Genomic DNA, 18,940 nt, shown 5'->3' with positions numbered 1-18,940 from the left:
GCGGCGCGTGAACGCCGCAGGCGAACGGGCAGCGCGCCCGTTCGCCTGCTTCACCGTTTAATGGCTACAGGCGCGCATGGCGCGTTCAACCGCCTGCGCCAGCGTGACGATCGCCTGTTCGGTCGCATCGTTCAGCGTCAGGCCGAAGTTCAGGCGCAGGCAATTGCGATATTTGCCTGAGGCGGAAAACAGCGAGCCGACGGCGATCTGAATTTTCGACTCGCGCAGCGTCCTGTTCAGCAACACCGCGTCAAAGGCTTCCGGCAGCTCAATCCACATCAAAAAACCGCCCTGCGGCCGCGATACGCAAATTCCGCAGGGGAAATAGCGGCGCACCCAGCAGCTCAGCGTTTCGTAGTTACGCTGATAAAGATGGCGCATACGGCGCAGATGCGGCAGATAGTAGCCCTGTCGAATAAATTCCGCCACCGCCGCCTGGGTTTGCGTGGCGGTGGATCCGGTAACGATATATTTCATATGCAGCGCGCGATCGCGGTAACGGCCAGGAGCCATCCAGCCGACGCGCAGGCCGGGCGCCATGGTTTTGGAGAAGGAGCTGCAGAGCAGTACCCGTCCGTCGTGATCCAACGATTTAATGGTGATCGGACGCGGATATTCCCAGGCCAGCTCGCCGTAGACGTCATCCTCGATAATCGCCGCGTCGAAGCGCTGCGCCAGCGTCAGCAGCGCCCGCTTGCGCGCCTCCGGCATAATAAACCCAAGCGGATTATTGCAGTTGGGCACCACCACCACCGCTTTGACCGGCCACTGCTCGAAAGCCAGCTCAAGGGCCTCCAGGCTGATGCCGGTCACGGCGTCGGTAGGGATCTCGATGGCGCGTAGGCCGAAGCCGCGCAGTGTCTGCATGGTGCCGTGGAACGTGGGCGATTCGACGGCGATGATATCGCCAGGCTGACAAACAGCGCGCACCGCAATCGACAGCGCTTCATGACAGCCGGTGGTAATCACGATATCGTCCGCGCTGAGCTGGCAGCCGCTGTCGATAGCCAGCCGCGCCACCTCTTCACGCAGCGCCTTTACGCCATACAGCGTGTCGTAATCCAGCAGGCGCGCATCCTGCTTTTGCGCCAGCCTGCCGATAATCTTCCACAGCGGCTTCAGGGTCGGCTGGCAGATATCGGGCGTGCCGCTGCCCAGCTGCAGCATATTCTCTTCCTCCATGCGACCGCTCAACAGATCCAGCACCGCGTCCCACTGGGTAATCTCTACCGGTCGCTGCGCCGGTCGCGTCAGCGCGGGCAGAGGCGGCGCGGCTTTACTGGGGGCGACGAAGTAGCCGGAACGCGGCTGCGGCGTGATCAGCTGTTTCTCCTCCAGCAGGTAATAGGCCTGCTGAACGGTGCTGATGCTGACGCCATGTTCCTGACTCAGCGTGCGCACCGAAGGCAAACGTTCGCCGCTGCGATAAAGACCGCGCTCAATGCGCTCGGCAAGCAGGTCGGCCAGATGCTGATAACGCGTCATGTATGCCTCCGTAAAAAATGCTAAAGAGAAAACAGTACAGATCGAATGAGGTAACGCCATTCAATATCACTATGCTTCACTCTGTATGTTAATTAAAAGTAATTTTTGCCTCTGTATGGTAAGAGCCTGACGCGCGACACTCTATTTAGTCAACACCAAGAGGAGAGCGTCATGGAATATGAAGCAAACCGCAGCGGCAAGCCGATTAGCCTTGCCTTACTGCTCGCGCCGGCGCGTGCGATCAAGCAGTGGATAAAACGGCAGCGTACCCGACGCATTCTGGCGCGCATGTCGGATGAACGCCTGAAGGACATCGGCCTGACGCGGGATGAGGTGCGGCGTTTTCGCTAAACGAGGCGCACTCTGCGCGCAGCGCTGCCGCCCTGACGGAACGCTATTTATCAAGGAGAAATAATGCTGCATATCAATGCGCTGTTACTGGTTTTCCCTGGCTACTTTGCGGCAATCGCCAGTCCGGGCCGAGCAATATGGCCGGACTGATCCTGACGTTTGGGCGCCAGTAGCGCGCCCTTTTTTATTCAGGCGCATCCGCCAGAGCGCCTGACCATCGGTTATCCCATCAGTAAGCAAGGCGCGTCTTCAGCGCTTCCGCGTATGGCGTTTTTCCTCACTGCTCCAGCTTTTCGTGCCTCCCTACAAATAATCACCGCGGGTGACTTGTTTTTTTCTTGCTGATAATGATAATCGGTATCGTTTAGATTTACGCTTCTTTACGCCGGTTTACGTAAAGCGGATCTGCCAGAGGAAACCCCATGTTCGTCCCGTTTTTAATTATGCTGCGCGAAGGCCTGGAAGCAGCTCTGATCGTCAGCCTGATCGCCAGCTATCTGAAGCGCACCCAGCGCACGCGCTGGTTTGGCGCCATGTGGGCGGGCGTATTTATCGCCGCCGCGCTCTGCCTGGCGCTGGGCCTGTTTATCAACGCCACCACCGGCGAATTCCCGCAAAAGCAGCAGGAGCTGTTTGAAGGGATCGTGGCGGTGATTGCGGTGGTGATCCTCACCTGGATGGTCTTCTGGATGCGCAAAGTTTCGCGCAACGTAAAGGCGCAGCTGGAGGAGGCGGTCGATCAGGCGTTGCAGAAGGGCGGCAATAACGGCTGGGCGCTGGTGTTGATGGTATTTCTCGCCGTGGCGCGCGAAGGGCTGGAGTCGGTCTTTTTCCTGCTGGCCGCCTTTACCCAGGATGTTGGGCTGGCACCGCCGGTCGGCGCGGTGCTGGGCCTGTTATGCGCGGCGGCGATCGGCGCGCTGATTTACTGGGGCGGCGTCAGGCTCAACCTGGCGAAATTCTTTAAATGGACCAGCCTGTTTATCATTTTTGTCGCCGCTGGCCTGGCCGCAGGCGCGATCCGCGCTTTCCATGAAGCGGGGCTGTGGAATCATTATCAGTCGGTGGCGTTCGATCTTAGCGCGACGCTCTCCACTCATACGTTGTTCGGCACGCTGCTGGAAAGCCTGCTGGGTTATCAGGAAGCGCCCAGCGTCAGCGAAGTGGTGGTATGGCTGATTTATCTTATTCCGGCGCTGCTGCTCTTTTTTACGCCGACTCGCGCTACCCGCGTCGCCGCACGCCCGGCGCGTTGAGCAACGGTTTATTACTTTAACAGGGACTCATTCAATGACCATTTTCACTCGTCGTAAAATTGTGCTGGCCTGCATGCTGGCTTTTGCCGCCACCGCCGATGCCGCTGATGTGCCGCAGGTTAACGTCAGCGTTAACGATAAACAGTGTGAGCCGATGTCGCTGACCGTCAACGCCGGGAAAACGCAGTTTATTATCCGCAATAACAGCCAGAAAGGCCTGGAGTGGGAAATCCTGAAAGGCGTGATGGTGGTGGAGGAGCGCGAAAATATCGCGCCGGGCTTTACGCAAAAGCTGACGGCCAACCTGGAGCCGGGCGAATATGAGATGACCTGCGGCCTGCTCAGCAATCCGAAAGGCAAGCTGATCGTCAAAGCGTCCGACGCCGCGCAGCAGACTGGCGCATCGTCGTCGCTGATGCAGCTGAGCGAGCCGGTCGCCGCGTATAAAACCTGGGTAATGGGCGAGGTAGCGCAACTGGTCAGCGGCACCAAAGCCTTTACCGACGCGGTAAAAGCGGGCGACCTGGCGAAAGCGCAGTCGCTCTATGCGCCGACGCGCCAGCACTATGAGCGTATCGAACCGATCGCCGAGCTGTTTGCCGACCTGGACGGCAGCATCGACGCGCGTGAAGATGATTACGAGCAGAAAGCGCAAGATCCGAAGTTCACCGGCTTCCACCGTCTGGAGAAAACGCTGTTTGGCGATCGCAGCGCCGAAGGTATGGCGCAGTACGCCGATCGGCTTTATGAAGATACGCTGGAGCTGCAAAAACGCATCAGCGAACTCGCTTTCCCGCCGGGCAAAGTAGTGGGCGGCGCGGCCGATCTGATTGAAGAAGTGGCGGCCAGTAAAATTTCCGGCGAGGAGGAGCGCTACAGCCGCACCGACCTGTGGGATTTCCAGGCCAATGTCGACGGCGCGCAAAAAATCGTTAACCTGCTGCGTCCGCAGCTGGAAAAAGCCAATCCGCAGCTGCTGAGCAAGGTGGACGGCAACTTTAAGAAAGTGGATGCGATACTGAGCAAATACCGCGTCGGGGAGGGCTTTGCCTCTTACGAGAAGCTGACTCTCACCGATCGTAACCGGCTGAAAGGCCCGGTCACGGCGCTGGCGGAAGATCTGGCGCTGCTGCGCGGTACGCTGGGACTGGATTAAGCGGGATGAAGAAGCAGTCAGACGCGGCGATGCCTTCACGGCGTCGCCTGTTAAAAGGCCTCGGCTTATTAAGCGGGGCGGCGGCGGTCGGCAGTGGCTGTCCAGTCAGCGGCGCGGCGGTGGAAAGCTTCTCGCCGGGGGCGGTTTCCCCGTCGGCAAGGGAAGAACGGCAGCCATTTTACGGCGCGCATCAGGCGGGCGTCACCACGCCGCAGCAGGCGGCGATGATGCTGGTGGCCTTTGACGTGCTGGTCGACGACAAGGAGGGCCTGACGCAGCTGTTCCAGCTGCTGACCGAGCGCATCGCCTTTCTTACCCAAGGCGGCGAGGCGCCGCTGGTCAGCAATCCGCAGCTGCCGCCGCTGGATTCAGGTATTCTGGGCGAGCATATCTGGCCGGATAATCTCACCATCACCGTTTCGGTCGGCGCGTCGCTGTTTGATGAGCGCTACGGCCTGGCGGCGCTGAAGCCGACGAAGCTGCAAACCATGACGCGTTTTCCCAATGACGCGCTGGACGCCAACGTTTGCCACGGCGATCTGCTGTTGCAGATCTGCGCCAATACCCCCGACACCGTTATCCACGCGCTGCGCGATATTATCAAACATACGCCCGACTCCCTTAGCGTACGCTGGCGACGTGAAGGTTTTATTTCAAACCATGCGGCGCGCAGCAAAGGTAAAGAGACGCCGATTAACCTGCTCGGTTTCAAAGATGGCACCGCTAATCCCGATGCGGCCAACCAGACGCTGATGGATGCGGTGCTGTGGGTGACGCCGGATCAGCAGGAGCCCGCCTGGACCGTGGGCGGCAGCTATCAGGCGGTGCGCATTATCCAGTTCCGCGTCGAATTCTGGGATCGCACGCCGCTGGGCGAGCAGCAGGCGATTTTCGGCCGCGAAAAGCTGAGCGGGGCGCCGCTGGGCATGAAGCATGAGCATGACGAGCCGGATTACCGTCAGGACCCCGAAGGCAAAGTGATCCCGCTGGATGCGCATATTCGTCTGGCCAACCCGCGCACGCCGGAGACGCAAAGCAGCCTGATGCTGCGACGCGGCTACAGCTATTCCGCTGGCGTTACCGCCTCCGGGCAGCTCGATATGGGGCTGCTGTTTGTTTGCTACCAGCATGATTTAGAAAAAGGCTTTTTAACCGTACAGAACCGGCTTAACGGCGAAGCGCTGGAGGAATATATTAAACCGGTGGGCGGCGGCTATTTCTTTGTCCTGCCCGGCGTGGCGAATAAACAGCAATATCTGGCACAGTCATTATTTCAGGCCTGATTAACTCAGCCTCCGGTCCCTTTATAAAGGACGGGAGGCGATTTTTTATACAGCCGCAGCATGTGGCGCTCTGTTCTTATTTCCCCTGAGAACTTTCTGAATTATTCTCGCTTTATTTTACTTGTATAAGCTATTGTTTTAAAAGGGTTAATCTTGCCGCTGCGTTTCGGTGATTACGCATGTGATGTTTTTTTATCCATTCGGTTAAAATTGATGTTGCAAATTTACGCGAATCTGTTGCACTTTATGTATAGCGGTCATCTGTAGTTCAGTTGCCACGATGGAGAATGCGAATGGAAACGTCCTGTATTGGACAACCCGTTGCTAATAAAAAACATCGCACTATTTTTCGCGAGAGCATATCTTTCTCTCGGTTATTTCTCACTTTCTTTAATCTCCATTGCTCAACACACTCCCTGAACCCAGTCTGGCGCAGGCCGACGGCGTGCGCTTGTTCATCAACGGCTCGTAAGGCTCTGAAGGAAGCCAACCTCTAAAGCGTTCACGTAATCGCGCCAGAGACCCTCCGGTGCGGGAAATGAAACCAACTGTAAGGTGCCACTATGGGAAGACAGAAAGCAGTGATCAAAGCGCGTCGTGAAGCACGTCGTGTGCTACGGAGCGACTCACGCAGCCATCGTCAGCGTGAAGAAGAATCGGTCACCTCGCTGGTGCAAATGGGTGGGCTGGATGCGATCGGCATGGCGTGTGATTCACGCGATCGTGCGCCGATTGAGGCCCGAAATGATGCTCAGGCGCACTATCTTAACGCCATAGAGACAAAACAGCTGATCTTTGCTACCGGCGAAGCCGGATGCGGTAAAACCTGGATCAGCGCTGCCAAAGCGGCAGAGGCTCTGATTCATAAGGATGTGGACAGAATCATCGTCACCCGACCGGTGTTACAGGCGGATGAAGACCTGGGCTTTTTGCCCGGCGACATCTCGGAAAAATTCGCCCCGTATTTCCGCCCGGTCTACGACGTTCTGGTTAAACGTCTTGGCTCTTCCTTTATGCAATATTGCCTGCGTCCCGAAATCGGCAAGGTGGAAATCGCGCCTTTCGCCTATATGCGCGGCCGCACTTTCGAAAATGCCGTGGTGATCCTTGATGAGGCGCAAAACGTCACCGCTGCGCAGATGAAGATGTTTTTAACCCGCCTGGGTGAAAACGTCACGGTGATTGTGAACGGCGACATTACGCAGTGCGATTTGCCTGCCGGCGTAACGTCAGGACTGGCCGACGCGCTCGATCGCTTCGTCGAAGATGAAATGGTGGGCGTGGTGCGGTTTGGGAAAGAGGATTGCGTGCGCTCCGCGCTCTGTCAGCGCGCGCTACACGCGTATGGTTGATTGAGTGAGTAGTCTGTAGCCCAAGCCCGAACGCAAGTTCGGGCTTTTTTATGCGCTATACAAATAAAAAAGCCTGAACGTTCGCTCAGGCTTTCTCGTGAAATAATGGCGGTGAGGGGGGATTGACTCGCGCTGACGCGCTCGCTCTGCGGGCAGCCTGCGGCTGTCCAACCGGCTGCGTCGGTTGTCGAACCCGGCGGGGGTTCTCATCACCCCCCTCGTGGGTGCTGTATGCATACAAAAAAGCCTGAACGTTCGCTCAGGCTTTCTCGTGAAATAATGGCGGTGAGGGGGGATTGACTCGCGCTGACGCGCTCGCCCTTCGGGCAGCCTGCGGCTGTCCAACCGGCTGCGCCGGTTGTCGAACCCGGCGGGGTTCTCATCACCCCCCTCGTGGGTGCTGTATGCATACAAAAAAGCCTGAACGTTCGCTCAGGCTTTCTCGTGAAATAATGGCGGTGAGGGGGGGATTCGAACCCCCGATACGTTGCCGTATACACACTTTCCAGGCGTGCTCCTTCAGCCACTCGGACACCTCACCATATTGTCTGTCGCCACCGCTCAGGGTGGCAACGGGGCGCTACTATAGGGAGTTGACCTGACAGGGTCAAGCACTATTTTTCTCTTTTGTTACGCCCGGTTAAGGCGTAACCACTTGACGCCGCGCCAGTGTGTCATAAAAACGCAACCCGAACGTAAAAAAAGGATCACCTCGCTGTCGCACACTTCTTTACATAAATTGAAATAGCGACGTTAACAAGGATTAAATGGATGAAAAAGCAGCCTTTATTTGCGGTCTCGTTACTGGCGATGCTGGGGTGCGGCAGCGCCGCAGCGGAAATGGCGACCATCACGCGCGCGGCGCTGGGCGATATTACCCAGCCCGGCGGCGCGCGCCGTTTTAACGGCGATCAAACTGACGCGCTGAAAGCCGCGTTGAGCGATGCCGGGGCGAAAAACGTCATCCTGCTTATCGGCGACGGTATGGGCGATTCGGAAATTACCCTGGCGCGCAACTACGCTATGGGCGCAGGCGGCTTCTTCAAAGGCATCGACGCGCTGCCGGTGACCGGTCAGTACACCCATTACTCCCTCGATAAAAAGACGCGCAAGCCGAGCTATGTCACCGATTCCGCCGCTTCGGCCACCGCCTGGTCCACCGGCGTCAAAACGTATAACGGCGCGCTGGGTGTGGATGTGAACGGCAAAGATCAGATGACGCTGCTGGAAATGGCCAAAGCCGCCGGCAAAGCGACCGGCAACGTGTCCACCGCCGAGTTAGAGGACGCCACACCGGCGGCGCAGATTTCGCACGTCACCTCGCGTAAATGCTATGGCCCGGAGAAAACCAGCGAACTTTGCGCCAGCAACGCGCTGGAAAAGGGCGGCAGGGGATCGATCGCGGAACAGCTATTGGTGACCCGTGCCGATGTGACACTGGGCGGCGGCGCGAAAACCTTTAACGAGGTGGCGAAAGCAGGCGACTATCAGGGCAAAACTCTGCGCGAGCAGGCGGAAGCGCGCGGCTACCGGCTGGTAAGCGACCTGAACGGCCTACAGGCGGTCACCGAAGCGAACCAGCAGCACCCGCTGCTGGGCTTGTTCAGCGACGGCAATATGCCGGTGCGCTGGCAGGGACCGAAAGCGAGCTATCATGGCAATATCGATAAGCCCCCCGTGACCTGCGCCGTCAACCCGGAGCGCTCCGCCAGCACCCCGACGCTGGCGCAGATGACCGATAAGGCCATCAGCTTGCTCAGTAAAAATCCGCAGGGCTTCTTCCTGCAGGTTGAAGGCGCCTCGATCGATAAACAGGATCACGCCGCCAACCCGTGCGGTCAGATTGGTGAAACGGTCGACCTGGATGAGGCGGTGCAAAAGGCGCTCGACTTCGCGCGCAAGGATGGCAATACGCTGGTGATCGTCACCGCCGACCATGCGCACTCCAGCCAGATCGTCGAAAACGGCACCAAAGCGCCGGGCCTGACGCAGGCGCTGAATACCAAAGATAACGCGGTGATGACCGTCAGCTACGGCAACTCTGAAGGGGAATCACAGGAGCATACCGGCACGCAGTTGCGCATCGCCGCCTATGGCCCCCATGCGGCAAATGTCAGCGGCCTGACCGATCAGACCGATCTGTTCTTCACCCTGCGCGATGCGCTGGGCCTGAACAAATAAAAAGCGTAAAAAAGGCGAGCCAGGCTCGCCTTATTTCTCTGCCGCCGCAAAGCGGCTTATGAAGAGGACTTCACGCGGTTCGCAAAACTCTTACGCAGCTTTTGCAGCTTCGGCGGGATCACCGCCATGCAGTAGCCGTTTCGCTGGCCCGCGCCTTCCCAGTAATCCTGGTGGTAAGCCTCCGCCGGGTAAAATTCCTTCAGCGGCTCGATAGTGGTCACGATCGGGTCGTTGTGATCCTCCTGCGCACGCGCGATCGCCGCTTTGGCTTCCGCTTCCTGTTCAGCGTTGGCCGGGAAGATGGCTGAACGGTACTGCGTGCCGATATCGTTGCCCTGGCGGTTCAGCTGGGTCGGATCGTGCGTGGCGAAACTGATATCCAGCAGATCGCCATAGCTGACTTTCTCCGGGTCGAAGCCGATGCGGATCGCTTCAGCATGGCCGGTCGCGCCGCTGCATACCTGTTCATAGGTCGGGTTAGGGCGATTGCCGCCGGTATAGCCGCTTTCTACCGATTCCACGCCGATAACATCTTTGAATACCGCTTCCGTACACCAGAAACAGCCACCCGCAATTACCGCATATTCAATTGCCATTCTTTTACTTCTCCAGATTAGGTCCTGACGCTTAGCCTTTCATCCTCGCATAACAGACTGTTAACGGGCAAATCGCGCCGCTCTTTCTGTTTAGCAAAGCAGCCAACTGGAAAATCTTTCATGTTAAATCAGCATTTCGGGCTTAAAGTTTTGGTGCCGATCAAGCAGTCGGTCGCTCATCACGCGAAACAGCCCTTCGCCGGTGTAGTGCAGCGTTTCCGGTAGCGTCAGGGCGGGATCCACATGCGCCTTGACCACTTCGAAAATAAAGAAGTTGTAGGTATCCACCAGCGCGCCGTCATGCAGACGACATTCAAAGCTGGCGAAGCACTCGTCGATCAGCGGCGCTTTCACCACGCTGCCGGGCTGCGCCGTAAGCTGATTGACGGCGAACTTATCGATCTCATCGCCATGACTGTTGCCGATCGCCACCACCCGATCGATCAGGTCGACGGTGGGAATATTAATCACGCATTCGCCGCTGTTGCGGATCAGTTCGTGGCTAAGGTTCATGCTGGCGATCATGCAGCCCAGCAGCGAGGGCGAAAACTCAAGAATGGTGTGCCAGCCGAGCGTCATGATGTCCGTTTGGTTTTCCCATTGCGATGTCACCAGCGCTACCGGCCCCGGCTCCAGATATTTACGCACTTTCTCGACTGGAAAGTTCTGTTTGTTGTACGTCGTCATAATGCCTCCGCAGGTGAAAGAGACGCTTATCTCAGTGTAGCGGCTGGCGTCATCCGCACCAGCCGCCGCGGCAGGCAATCGGGCTTAACGGCTGGTAAGGCGAATGGCGAGGCCGCCCGCCGCCGCGAGCGTAGCGAGGGCGACCACGCCGCTCCAGCCCGCCAGCGCCAGCGCATGGCTGCCAAGCGCCGCGCCGCTGGCCATACCGATAAACACCACCGTGAACATCACCGCGTTGAGACGGCTGCGGGCGGCCGGGTCCAGACTGTAAATCAGCGTCTGATGCGCGATCAGCGTCGCCTGCAATCCTAAATCGAAGCCGATGGCGCTAATAACAATCACGGTCAGCTGCGCTGGCGGCGACAGCAGCGGCATAATAAACATCAGGGCGAAGGAGAGGGTTACCAGCGCCGCGCCGATGCGCGTCACCTGATTCGGGCCATGACGATCGGCGATAGCGCCCGCGACCGGCGCGGCCAGCGCGCCCGCAGCGCCCGCCAGGCCAAAGGCGCCAGCGGTGGCGCTGCCGAGGTGGTAGCGCTCCGCCAGCATCAGCGCCAGCGTCGACCAGAAAGCGCTGAAAGCCACCGACAGCAGCCCCTGCGCCAACGCCGCGCGGCGCAGAGAAGGGTAGCGCAGCCAGAGCTGACCCAGCGAGCGCAGCAGCGCGAAGTAAGAGAGCTGCGACCCCGGCGTAAAGCGCGGCAGCGCCCGCCAGATTGCGAAGGTGATCAGCAGCACGCCCAGCGCAGCGCCGGCATAGAGGCTGCGCCAGCCGAACCAGTCGGCGACCGCGCCGCTGACCACGCGCGACAGCAGAATGCCGGCCAGCAGCCCGGTCATCACCGTGCCGACCGTTTTGCCACGCTGCTGTTCGCTGGCGAGCGCCGCCGCTGCCGGAATAATGTCCTGCGCCACGGTCGCCGCCAGGCCCATCGCCAGGCTGGTCAGCAGCAGCATGCTGAAGGTGCCGGTAACGCTGCACAACAGCAGCGTCAGCGTCAGCAGCAGCCCCTTCAGCAGAATAATATGGCGACGATCGTAACGATCGCCCAGCGGCGTCAGAAACAGGATGCCCAGCGCGTAGCCCAGCTGCGTCAACGTCGGCACCAGGCCGGTATCAGCGATGCTGGCGTGAAAGCTGCCGCCCATGATGCCGAGCATCGGCTGACTGTAATAAATAGAGGCGACGCTGAGACCGGCGCCGCTGGCCAGCAGAAACTGCGAGCGGCGGCTAAGTCCGCTGGCTTCAGCGGCGGGTGCGGATGTGAGTAACGTTGACATGGCGGTAGCTCCGAAAGCGAAAGTAGGGCTATTTTTCGCTTTCGCCGCCGTGAAGGGTAGCCATCGTCGGGGTAAAATTGTTATACGTAGCGCGTATGAACGCGCTAAATGCAATTAGCACAGACCGTATAACGCTGCTGCATACCTTTGTACGCATTGTCGAAAGCGGCAGTTTGTCAGCCGCCGCCCAACAGATGCAGACCAGTCAGCCCACCGTCAGCCGGCGTCTGCGCACGCTGGAACAGCTGCTTGGCGCGCGTTTAATCCAGCGCACCACCCACACCATGAAGCTGACCGACGATGGCGAACGCTGCTATCAACACGCGCGTCGCCTGACGGAGCAGTGGCTGCTGCTGGAGGACGATCTGCATGCGGTCAGCGATGAGCCGGTCGGCGTGTTAAGAGTGCGCGCGCCGCACGCTTTCGGTCAGGATCAGCTTATCGCGCCGCTGGGCGATTATCTGCGGCGTTATCCCCGCACCCGCATCGAGTGGACGCTTAACGATCCGACGCCCGATTTTATTGCGGAAGGCATCGACTGTGCGATCCATGTCGGCGACGTCACCGATCCGTCGGTGGTGGCGATCCTGCTGGCCGAAGTGCCGCGCATCGTGGTCGCCGCGCCTGCACTGCTGGCGCAGTTTCCGCCGGTGCGGCAGGTCAACGAGCTCGCCCGGCTGCCCTGGCTGGCGTTGAGCATCTTCTACAGCAATGAAGTGATCCTGAACGACGCGCGCAGCGGGGAACATTTCCAGTTCCCGATCGTGCCGCGCCTGAGCAGCGACAGCCTCTATGCGGTGCGCCGCGCCGCGCTGGATGGCCTGGGCGCGGCGATGGTTTCCGCCTGGGTGGTGAAAGAGGATTTGCAGGCGGGACGCTTGCAGCAACTGACGCCCGGCTGGCAGGCGCCGCCGTTGCCGGTCTGGCTGCTTTATCCTTATGCCAGCTACTATCCGGCGCGCCTGCGCCAGTTTATTGCATTGATGCGTGAGGTGATGCCGCGCATTACCGGGACACAGCCGCCCAGCCGTCAGCCGCGCCCGGCGCCTTGATATATTCAGGGGAGCCAGCATTCCTGACGCTGCGCGCCGCAAATTTGCAAGCGGGCCCCGTGCAGGGATTGACCCTGACCTTCAGCATCGCTAAAGATAAGAACTCCTTTTCTTTCTGAGAATGCTTTATGTCCGCACGTATCGTTATTGTGGTCGATATGCAAAATGGCGTGTTCACTACGCCGCGTTTCGATCGGGCAGGGCGCGTCGCCAGTATTAATCAGCTGATTGCCGCCGCCGATCACACCATTTTTATTCAGCATGAAGATGCGGATATGCAGCCGGGCAATGAGGCCTGGCAAATCCTGCCGGAGCTGCAACAGCCGCCTGGCGCCTTCTATATTAATAAGCAGGCCTGCGACAGCTTCTGGAATACCGGGCTGGATGCGGTGCTGCAACAACTTAATTAACGCCAACGGCTTTGTGATCTGCGGCTGCGCCACCGACTACTGCGTCGACACCACGATTAAAGTCGGCGGCAGCAAGGGCTACGCCATCAGCGTGGCGTCGGATGCGCATACAACCGCCGACCGGCGCTGGGGCACGGCGCAGCAGCTTATCGAACAGCACAATGAAGTCTGGGCGAATCTGATCCTGCCCGGCAACCGCCTTTATGTGGCGCCCACCGCCGAAATTGTTCAGCGCTGGCGCACCGCCGCCTGACGCGTTTCGCGCCGCGCCTTCTATACTCTCAGGTATTAAGGAGGCGCTATGTGCGGACGCTTTACCCAAATTCAATCGCGTGAAGTTTGGCTGTCGATGCTCGACGGCCAGGCGGAGCGCGCCATCGCCTGGGATGAACAGCCGATAGGGCGCTATAACGTCGCGCCCGGCAGCAATGTGCTGCTGCTGAACCACCGTGACGACGCGCTGCATCTCGATCCGGTTTTCTGGGGCTACGGCCCCGCCTGGTGGCATAAGGCGCCGCTAATCAACGCGCGGGTGGAAACCGCCGCCGAAAGTAAAATGTTTCGTCCGCTCTGGCAGCATGGCCGCGCGGTGGTCATGGCGGACGGCTGGTATGAATGGAAGCGCGAGGGCGATAAAAAGCAGCCTTACTATATCTATCAGCGCCAGCGTCAGCCGCTGTTTTTCGCGGCGATCGGTCATGCGCCTTATGCGCGCGCGCAGGAGAAAGAGGGGTTTGTGATTGTCACTGCCGCCAGCGATCGCGGTATGGTCGATCTGCACGATCGGCGTCCGCTGATGCTGGAAGCAGATGCGGTCGTCGAATGGCTCGATCCCGCCACCTCGCCTGAGCGCGCGGTGACGCTGAGCCAGCAGGCGGCGATGGATCCGCAGCAGTTTCGCTGGCATCCGGTGAGCAGGGCGGTAGGCAGCCCGCACCATCAGCAGCCGGAGCTGGTGGAGCCGATTGACGACCCGCTATGCTGAAACGAAAAAAGCGAGCTTTTTTTGTAAAATTCAGTCTGTTCTGAAAATGCGCGCACGCCTGGCGAACGTCAGATTCGCGTCTATACTGGTTTGTTACGATGTTCGCCAGAAGTGATGCGAGATGGGCAGTCGGCTCAGGGCGGACCAAACAACAGGTCAACCCGCGAGAGAGTCGCCATCGTTCGATATCCGGCATTTTGCTACTCATCTCATTCAGCAACGCTGTAAATCTGCCCTCAACCGCATCCTTCCGCTGCATCAAACCGTTCTTTTACGTTGACGATTTTACCTGTGCGGGAAGCCAGGCAGCGTCAGCGGTTATTGACCAGAACAGGAGGAAGAGTGTGACACCTGTAGCAGCAAACAATGAACAACTACCCTCCCTGAGCGGCGGCCTCTACGCATTCTTTTTCGATGTGGATGGCACGCTGGCTGCTATTCAGTCACGCCCGGATGAAGCTTTTATCCCTGAGCCGGTGCGGCAGACGCTCCAGTCGCTCTATACCTTAAGCAACGGCGCGCTGGCGCTGGTCTCAGGTCGACCCATTCACGAGCTGGATATGCTGGCCGCGCCGCTGCGCGCGCCGGCGGCTGGCGTACATGGCGCTGAACGGCGTGGCGCAGACGGCGAGCTGCACCGCGTTTCTCTGCCCGCTTCCATGGGGCAGGAGCTGAGCGCGGCGCTGCATACCGCCATGGCGAAGTGGCCGGGTACGCAGTTGGAAACCAAAGGCATGGCGTTTGCGCTGCATTATCGCCGCGCCGTGCAGTATGAAGATGAAGTGATGCAGCTGGCTTATTCGCTGGTTGAACGCTTTCCGACGCTGGCGCTGCAGCCCGGTAAATGCGTCGTGGAGATCAAACCACAGGGCGTGGACAAAGGAGCGGCAATTCAGACTTTTATGGGAGAAGCGCCTTTTGCCGGTCGTATTCCGGTATTTATTGGTGACGACCTGACGGATGAAAAAGGATTTCTTGCGGTCAACGCGCTGCAGGGTATTTCCGTCAAGGTAGGTGAAGGCTCAAGCCAGGCCCGTTATCGCCTGAAAGGCGTTAATGAGGTTCACGCCTGGCTGGAGCAGATCAAATTACAATTAGAGCAAGACAAGACAACGTCGGTAAGGAGTCAAGGTTATGAGTCGCTTAGTGGTCGTATCTAACCGTATCGCTGTACCAGATGGTTCCAGGGCCAGCGCAGGTGGTTTGGCAGTCGGCATTCTGGATGCCCTGAAAACGACAGGGGGACTCTGGTTCGGCTGGAATGGCGACATCAGCGCCATTGGTGAAGAAGATAATGAAGACGTCGATATCGTTAAGCATGAAGGCATCACTTACGCGTCTTTCCCGCTGAATCAGAATGACTACGATCTCTATTACTGTCAGTTCTCCAACACGGTCATCTGGCCCGCATTCCATTATCGTCTCGATTTAGTGCAGTTTCAGCGCGAAGCCTGGGACGGCTACTGCCATGTCAACGAGCTGCTGGCGGAACGCCTGCTGCCGCTGATTGAGCCGGACGATATTTTATGGATTCATGATTATCATCTGTTGCCGTTTGCCGCCGAGCTGCGCAAACGCGGGGTAAAAAACCGCATTGGTTTCTTCCTGCATATTCCATTCCCTACGCCAGAAATTTTTAACGCGCTGCCGCCGCATAACGAACTGCTGGAGATGTTGTGCGACTACGATCTGCTCGGTTTCCAGACCGAAAACGATCGTCAGGCGTTCCTGGAAAGCCTGTCGCTGCTGACACAGGTTCAGCAGAAAGGGCCGAAACAGCATCGCGCTTTCGGACACACCTTCTCGACGGAGGTCTATCCGATCGGCATCGAGCCGGACAGCATTAAAGAGATGGCCGAAGGCCCGCTGCCGCCGAAGATGGCCGCCATGAAGCGCGAGCTGGGCGACGCGAAAAACATTATCGCCTGCGAACGTCTCGACTACTCTAAAGGATTGCCGGAACGCTTCCTTGCCTATGAAGCGCTGCTGGAGAACTATCCGCAGCATCGCGGCAAAATCCGCTATTCGCAGATCGCGCCGACCTCGCGCGGCGACGTGCAGGCCTATCAGGATATCCGTCATCAGCTGGAGACGGAGGCCGGACGCATCAACGGCAAATATGGCACCTTGGGCTGGACGCCGCTGTACTACCTCAATCAGCACTTCGACCGCCGTTTGCTGATGAAAATTTTCCGTCTCACCGACGTGGCGCTGATCACGCCGCTGCGCGACGGCATGAACCTGGTGGCGAAAGAGTATGTCGCGGCGCAGGACCCTGAGGATCCTGGCGTACTGGTGCTGTCGCGCTTTGCCGGGGCGGCCAACGAGCTGACCTCCGCGCTGATCGTCAACCCTTACGATCGCGATGAAGTGGCGGCGGCGCTGGATAAGGCGCTGACCATGTCGCGTACGGAGCGCATCTCTCGCTATAACGACATGATGGAAATCCTGCGTAAAAACGACATTAGTCACTGGCGGGAAAGCTTCCTGCGCGATCTGCGCGCGATTACGCCGCGCACCGAGCAGGATGCGGCGGACAATAACGTGGCGAACTTTTCCCGGCTCGCCTGATTGATTTAACGAACGCATCGACAGGACGTTGATGCGGTAATCGCTCCGCTGCGCTTTCTTTCCTTCTTTATTGCCGCTTCCCGATTTCTCTGCCTGTTTCACCTTCTGCTTTTTATCACGTTACTTTCCTCTCTTCGCCTCGCTGTTTTTCTCTGTTTGCGCTTTTGTCTTGCGCTGCCGCTGGCGGCAGGACGAAAAGGCCGACAGTAGTTTATGTCATAACAGGAGCAGCGGACGGGATCTCCGGCGGCGCAGGCGCAACGGGGAAATGGTAAGCGTGCGCCGAACGGCCGTACAGACGGCTTAGCGCCACGCCAGATTAGCGTGCGCGAACAGTCTGTAGAGAAGCGGAAAAGCTGGCAGAAAATGCTGCGCTTTCTCTTATTAATGAAATGAAGAAAAAAAAAGGCGCAGAGGCGATATCTGGCTATTTTTTGCGCTTTCGGCGCGCTTTTTCAGGAAATGCGACCGCGAACGGTAAAGTATGGCGCGGTATTGCCGATAGTAATCGGGTACGGTTCCGTACTTTCATCAAAACATTCATATCCCTTATGTCACAGCTTGTTACACCTGCTGATGCCCTCTATACACTTACGCTTCACTGTTAACGAACCGTTGTTAAAACGACCTCAAGGCAAGCAAATTCTCTCCGTTGGATAATCATCCTCGTTCGAAACGATTCCGCTAAGTGATTAATATGGCGACGACTTTAATGCGGTCAAACCAGTGTTAAATGCTGCACTTACAAAAATTGGCAGATATTAATGTCAGGTAACACGCATTTCACCAGCAGGCAGCCCCTAATCGGATAAAAAGCGAGCTTTTGAAACGAAGATGTTAAATTTAAGATAAAAATTTAGCAAAAAGTGGCTTTATTGGTTGCGTTCTGCACTATTCACAAGCGTTACTGATGGATTTTTTAGGCTGATTTGCCTTAAAAGTGTGATCTGGATCACACTTTATCTAAAATTTTACCTGCCGCTCGTTGTATGTAGAAATCAGAGCGGATACATTTGCACTGCTTTCGGAATAATCTTAAAAAAACTGTAAGCGAACGTCACGGAAGATGATTAGAACTCAAGTAATGCATGGCCTGGAGTTATGACTATTACTGATTCAGGATCCCGGTGGGATGTGAGACAAGTTCAGAAAACGTTTGGCTTCCGCCTCTGCTTTTTTGCCATCTTTAGATTTACCAGCCAGCAACCAAGAATGCGGTAACCATTCCGCACAGTTAAAAGTAGTGTTAGTCAGGATGGGAAAAGAATGGGTACATCCGAATTATTAAAACATATTTACGATATTAATTTGTCATATTTGCTGCTTGCACAACGTTTAATTAACCAGGAAAAAGCTTCTGCAATGTTTCGCCTCGGCATCGATGAAGCAATGGCGGATGCGCTGTCGCAGTTAACGCTGCCGGAGATGGTTAAATTAGCTGAGACCAACCAGCTGGTATGTCAATTCCGTTTCAACGACCACAATATTATTAACCGCCTGACGCAGGAATCGCGTGTGGACGATTTACAGCAGATCCACACCGGTATTTTATTATCCAGTCGTTTATTACGCGACGCTGCTAAAGACGAAGCGCCGAAAAAGAGGGCGGTATAATGAGCGAAAAAAGTATTGTTCAGGAAGCGCGCGATATTCAGCTCGCAATGGAACTGATCACGCTCGGCGCGCGTTTACAAATGCTGGAAAGCGAAACACAGCTCAGCCGTGGCCGCTTAATTAAGCTCTATAAAGAACTGCGCGGCAGCCCGCCGCCGAAAGGCATGCTGCCGTTCTCAACCGACTGGTTTATGACGTGGGAACAGAATATTCACGCGTCGATGTTCTGCAACGCCTGGCAGTTTCTGCTGAAAAGCAAACTGACCCGTGGCGTCGATGCGGTCATCAAAGCGTATCGTCTCTATCTTGAGCAGTGTCCGCAGTCGGATGAAGGCCCGCTGCTGGGCCTGACGCGAGCCTGGACGTTGGTGCGTTTTGTTGAAAGCGGCATGCTGGAACTTTCCGACTGCAAATGCTGCGGCGGAAGCTTTATCAACCATGCGCATCAACCGGCGGGCAGCTTTGCCTGCAGCCTGTGCCAGCCGCCATCGCGTGCGGTAAAAAGACGTAAACTTTCAGCAGAGGTTGCCGATAACCATTCACAACTGCTGGATGAACAGGTTAAACACGCTGTTTAAGTTTGTTCGCATTGTGGAATGACATCCAGCAGCGGTTTTTAACCGCTGCTTTTTTTTTGCCTCCACATTGTTGAATAACGCCTGCGGCTTTCTGGCTTA

16 protein-coding genes, 1 tRNA gene and 2 pseudogenes are annotated in these 18,940 nt (G+C 57.4%); 14 read left to right on the top strand and 5 right to left on the bottom strand.

Going from position 1 to position 18,940, the window contains the following annotated elements:
- Window positions 1-57 precede the first annotated feature (57 nt).
- The gene (locus C2E16_RS12750; protein ID WP_084971396.1) at window positions 58-1,485 is read right to left on the bottom strand and encodes an aminotransferase-like domain-containing protein; all 1,428 of its coding nucleotides are present in this window, start codon (window positions 1,483-1,485) and stop codon (window positions 58-60) included.
- Between the two features lie 171 nt (window positions 1,486-1,656).
- On the opposite strand from C2E16_RS12750, the gene C2E16_RS12745 reads away from it, so the two are divergent.
- From C2E16_RS12745 to phoH, 5 genes are all read left to right on the top strand, one after another.
- On the top strand, window positions 1,657-1,836 hold the full coding sequence (locus tag C2E16_RS12745) for a DUF1127 domain-containing protein (RefSeq protein ID WP_084971398.1): 180 nt from the start codon (window positions 1,657-1,659) through the stop codon (window positions 1,834-1,836).
- Window positions 1,837-2,258: 422 nt separating this feature from the next.
- Window positions 2,259-3,092, top strand: coding sequence for an iron uptake transporter permease EfeU (gene efeU, locus C2E16_RS12740; protein ID WP_084971400.1), 834 nt, complete (start codon window positions 2,259-2,261; stop codon window positions 3,090-3,092).
- A gap of 34 nt (window positions 3,093-3,126) precedes the next feature.
- Complete coding sequence (efeO, locus tag C2E16_RS12735) at window positions 3,127-4,248, top strand: iron uptake system protein EfeO (RefSeq protein WP_084971403.1); 1,122 nt, start codon at window positions 3,127-3,129, stop codon at window positions 4,246-4,248.
- Between the two features lie 5 nt (window positions 4,249-4,253).
- Window positions 4,254-5,531 (top strand): iron uptake transporter deferrochelatase/peroxidase subunit, encoded by a 1,278-nt coding sequence (gene efeB, locus C2E16_RS12730; protein WP_084971405.1) that lies wholly within the window; start codon window positions 4,254-4,256, stop codon window positions 5,529-5,531.
- A 563-nt stretch (window positions 5,532-6,094) separates the two neighbouring features.
- Window positions 6,095-6,883 carry a phosphate starvation-inducible protein PhoH gene (gene phoH / locus C2E16_RS12725; protein ID WP_038625542.1) on the top strand — a complete coding sequence of 263 codons (789 nt, stop codon included), beginning with the start codon at window positions 6,095-6,097 and terminating at the stop codon, window positions 6,881-6,883.
- Between the two features lie 453 nt (window positions 6,884-7,336).
- On the opposite strand, the gene C2E16_RS12720 is transcribed toward phoH, so the two are convergent.
- Window positions 7,337-7,424 (bottom strand) — tRNA-Ser (locus C2E16_RS12720).
- Window positions 7,425-7,654: 230 nt separating this feature from the next.
- Between C2E16_RS12720 and phoA the strand changes: the two genes are divergently transcribed.
- Window positions 7,655-9,064: an alkaline phosphatase gene (phoA, locus tag C2E16_RS12715; RefSeq protein WP_038625544.1), complete on the top strand. Its 1,410-nt coding sequence runs from the start codon at window positions 7,655-7,657 to the stop codon at window positions 9,062-9,064.
- Between the two features lie 56 nt (window positions 9,065-9,120).
- Here phoA and msrA read toward each other — a convergent pair whose 3' ends face one another.
- The 3 genes from msrA to C2E16_RS12700 all read right to left on the bottom strand — a co-directional run bounded on the left by msrA (window position 9,121) and on the right by C2E16_RS12700 (window position 11,631).
- A complete protein-coding gene (gene msrA / locus C2E16_RS12710; protein WP_038625546.1) occupies window positions 9,121-9,660 on the bottom strand; it encodes a peptide-methionine (S)-S-oxide reductase MsrA in 540 nt (179 codons plus the stop codon).
- A 123-nt stretch (window positions 9,661-9,783) separates the two neighbouring features.
- Window positions 9,784-10,347 (bottom strand): flavin reductase family protein, encoded by a 564-nt coding sequence (locus tag C2E16_RS12705; protein ID WP_038625548.1) that lies wholly within the window; start codon window positions 10,345-10,347, stop codon window positions 9,784-9,786.
- An 84-nt stretch (window positions 10,348-10,431) separates the two neighbouring features.
- Entirely contained in the window at window positions 10,432-11,631 is a 1,200-nt protein-coding gene (locus tag C2E16_RS12700; RefSeq protein ID WP_038625551.1) for an MFS transporter, read from the bottom strand.
- Window positions 11,632-11,726: 95 nt separating this feature from the next.
- Between C2E16_RS12700 and C2E16_RS12695 the strand changes: the two genes are divergently transcribed.
- The 8 genes and pseudogenes from C2E16_RS12695 (at window position 11,727) to flhC (ending at window position 18,841) form a co-directional block, all read left to right on the top strand.
- Entirely contained in the window at window positions 11,727-12,683 is a 957-nt protein-coding gene (locus C2E16_RS12695) for a LysR family transcriptional regulator (protein ID WP_038625553.1), read from the top strand.
- A 128-nt stretch (window positions 12,684-12,811) separates the two neighbouring features.
- Window positions 12,812-13,346 (top strand): annotated as a pseudogene (locus tag C2E16_RS12690) (isochorismatase family protein).
- Between the two features lie 48 nt (window positions 13,347-13,394).
- Window positions 13,395-14,078, top strand: coding sequence for an SOS response-associated peptidase family protein (locus tag C2E16_RS12685; protein WP_038625557.1), 684 nt, complete (start codon window positions 13,395-13,397; stop codon window positions 14,076-14,078).
- A 344-nt stretch (window positions 14,079-14,422) separates the two neighbouring features.
- Window positions 14,423-15,216, top strand: a pseudogene (gene otsB / locus C2E16_RS12680) (trehalose-phosphatase).
- On the top strand, window positions 15,213-16,649 hold the full coding sequence (otsA, locus tag C2E16_RS12675; RefSeq protein ID WP_038625558.1) for an alpha,alpha-trehalose-phosphate synthase: 1,437 nt from the start codon (window positions 15,213-15,215) through the stop codon (window positions 16,647-16,649). Before otsB ends, otsA begins: the two are co-directional and overlap by 4 nt.
- Window positions 16,650-17,041: 392 nt before the next feature.
- Window positions 17,042-17,257, top strand: a complete 216-nt coding sequence (locus tag C2E16_RS20585; protein WP_146107481.1) for a hypothetical protein — start codon at window positions 17,042-17,044, stop codon at window positions 17,255-17,257.
- Between the two features lie 658 nt (window positions 17,258-17,915).
- Window positions 17,916-18,263 (top strand): flagellar transcriptional regulator FlhD, encoded by a 348-nt coding sequence (gene flhD / locus C2E16_RS12670; RefSeq protein WP_084971407.1) that lies wholly within the window; start codon window positions 17,916-17,918, stop codon window positions 18,261-18,263.
- On the top strand, window positions 18,263-18,841 hold the full coding sequence (flhC, locus tag C2E16_RS12665) for a flagellar transcriptional regulator FlhC (protein ID WP_038625560.1): 579 nt from the start codon (window positions 18,263-18,265) through the stop codon (window positions 18,839-18,841). The genes flhD and flhC overlap by 1 nt, the downstream gene beginning before the upstream one ends.
- The last annotated feature ends 99 nt before the right edge of the window (window positions 18,842-18,940 follow it).

Source organism: Mixta calida, assembly GCF_002953215.1.
In the GTDB taxonomy this organism is placed as follows: Bacteria; Pseudomonadota; Gammaproteobacteria; order Enterobacterales; family Enterobacteriaceae; genus Mixta; species Mixta calida.
This window is presented reverse-complemented; position numbering and strand designations above follow the sequence as displayed.

Coding starts and splice junctions, on each gene's coding strand:
- C2E16_RS12750 (WP_084971396.1), bottom strand. CDS start 1,485: ATGACGCGTTATCAGCATCTGGCCGACCTGCTTGCCGAGCGCATTGAG.
- C2E16_RS12745 (WP_084971398.1), top strand. CDS start 1,657: ATGGAATATGAAGCAAACCGCAGCGGCAAGCCGATTAGCCTTGCCTTA.
- efeU (WP_084971400.1), top strand. CDS start 2,259: ATGTTCGTCCCGTTTTTAATTATGCTGCGCGAAGGCCTGGAAGCAGCT.
- efeO (WP_084971403.1), top strand. CDS start 3,127: ATGACCATTTTCACTCGTCGTAAAATTGTGCTGGCCTGCATGCTGGCT.
- efeB (WP_084971405.1), top strand. CDS start 4,254: ATGAAGAAGCAGTCAGACGCGGCGATGCCTTCACGGCGTCGCCTGTTA.
- phoH (WP_038625542.1), top strand. CDS start 6,095: ATGGGAAGACAGAAAGCAGTGATCAAAGCGCGTCGTGAAGCACGTCGT.
- phoA (WP_038625544.1), top strand. CDS start 7,655: ATGAAAAAGCAGCCTTTATTTGCGGTCTCGTTACTGGCGATGCTGGGG.
- msrA (WP_038625546.1), bottom strand. CDS start 9,660: ATGGCAATTGAATATGCGGTAATTGCGGGTGGCTGTTTCTGGTGTACG.
- C2E16_RS12705 (WP_038625548.1), bottom strand. CDS start 10,347: ATGACGACGTACAACAAACAGAACTTTCCAGTCGAGAAAGTGCGTAAA.
- C2E16_RS12700 (WP_038625551.1), bottom strand. CDS start 11,631: ATGTCAACGTTACTCACATCCGCACCCGCCGCTGAAGCCAGCGGACTT.
- C2E16_RS12695 (WP_038625553.1), top strand. CDS start 11,727: ATGAACGCGCTAAATGCAATTAGCACAGACCGTATAACGCTGCTGCAT.
- C2E16_RS12685 (WP_038625557.1), top strand. CDS start 13,395: ATGTGCGGACGCTTTACCCAAATTCAATCGCGTGAAGTTTGGCTGTCG.
- otsA (WP_038625558.1), top strand. CDS start 15,213: ATGAGTCGCTTAGTGGTCGTATCTAACCGTATCGCTGTACCAGATGGT.
- C2E16_RS20585 (WP_146107481.1), top strand. CDS start 17,042: ATGAAGAAAAAAAAAGGCGCAGAGGCGATATCTGGCTATTTTTTGCGC.
- flhD (WP_084971407.1), top strand. CDS start 17,916: ATGGGTACATCCGAATTATTAAAACATATTTACGATATTAATTTGTCA.
- flhC (WP_038625560.1), top strand. CDS start 18,263: ATGAGCGAAAAAAGTATTGTTCAGGAAGCGCGCGATATTCAGCTCGCA.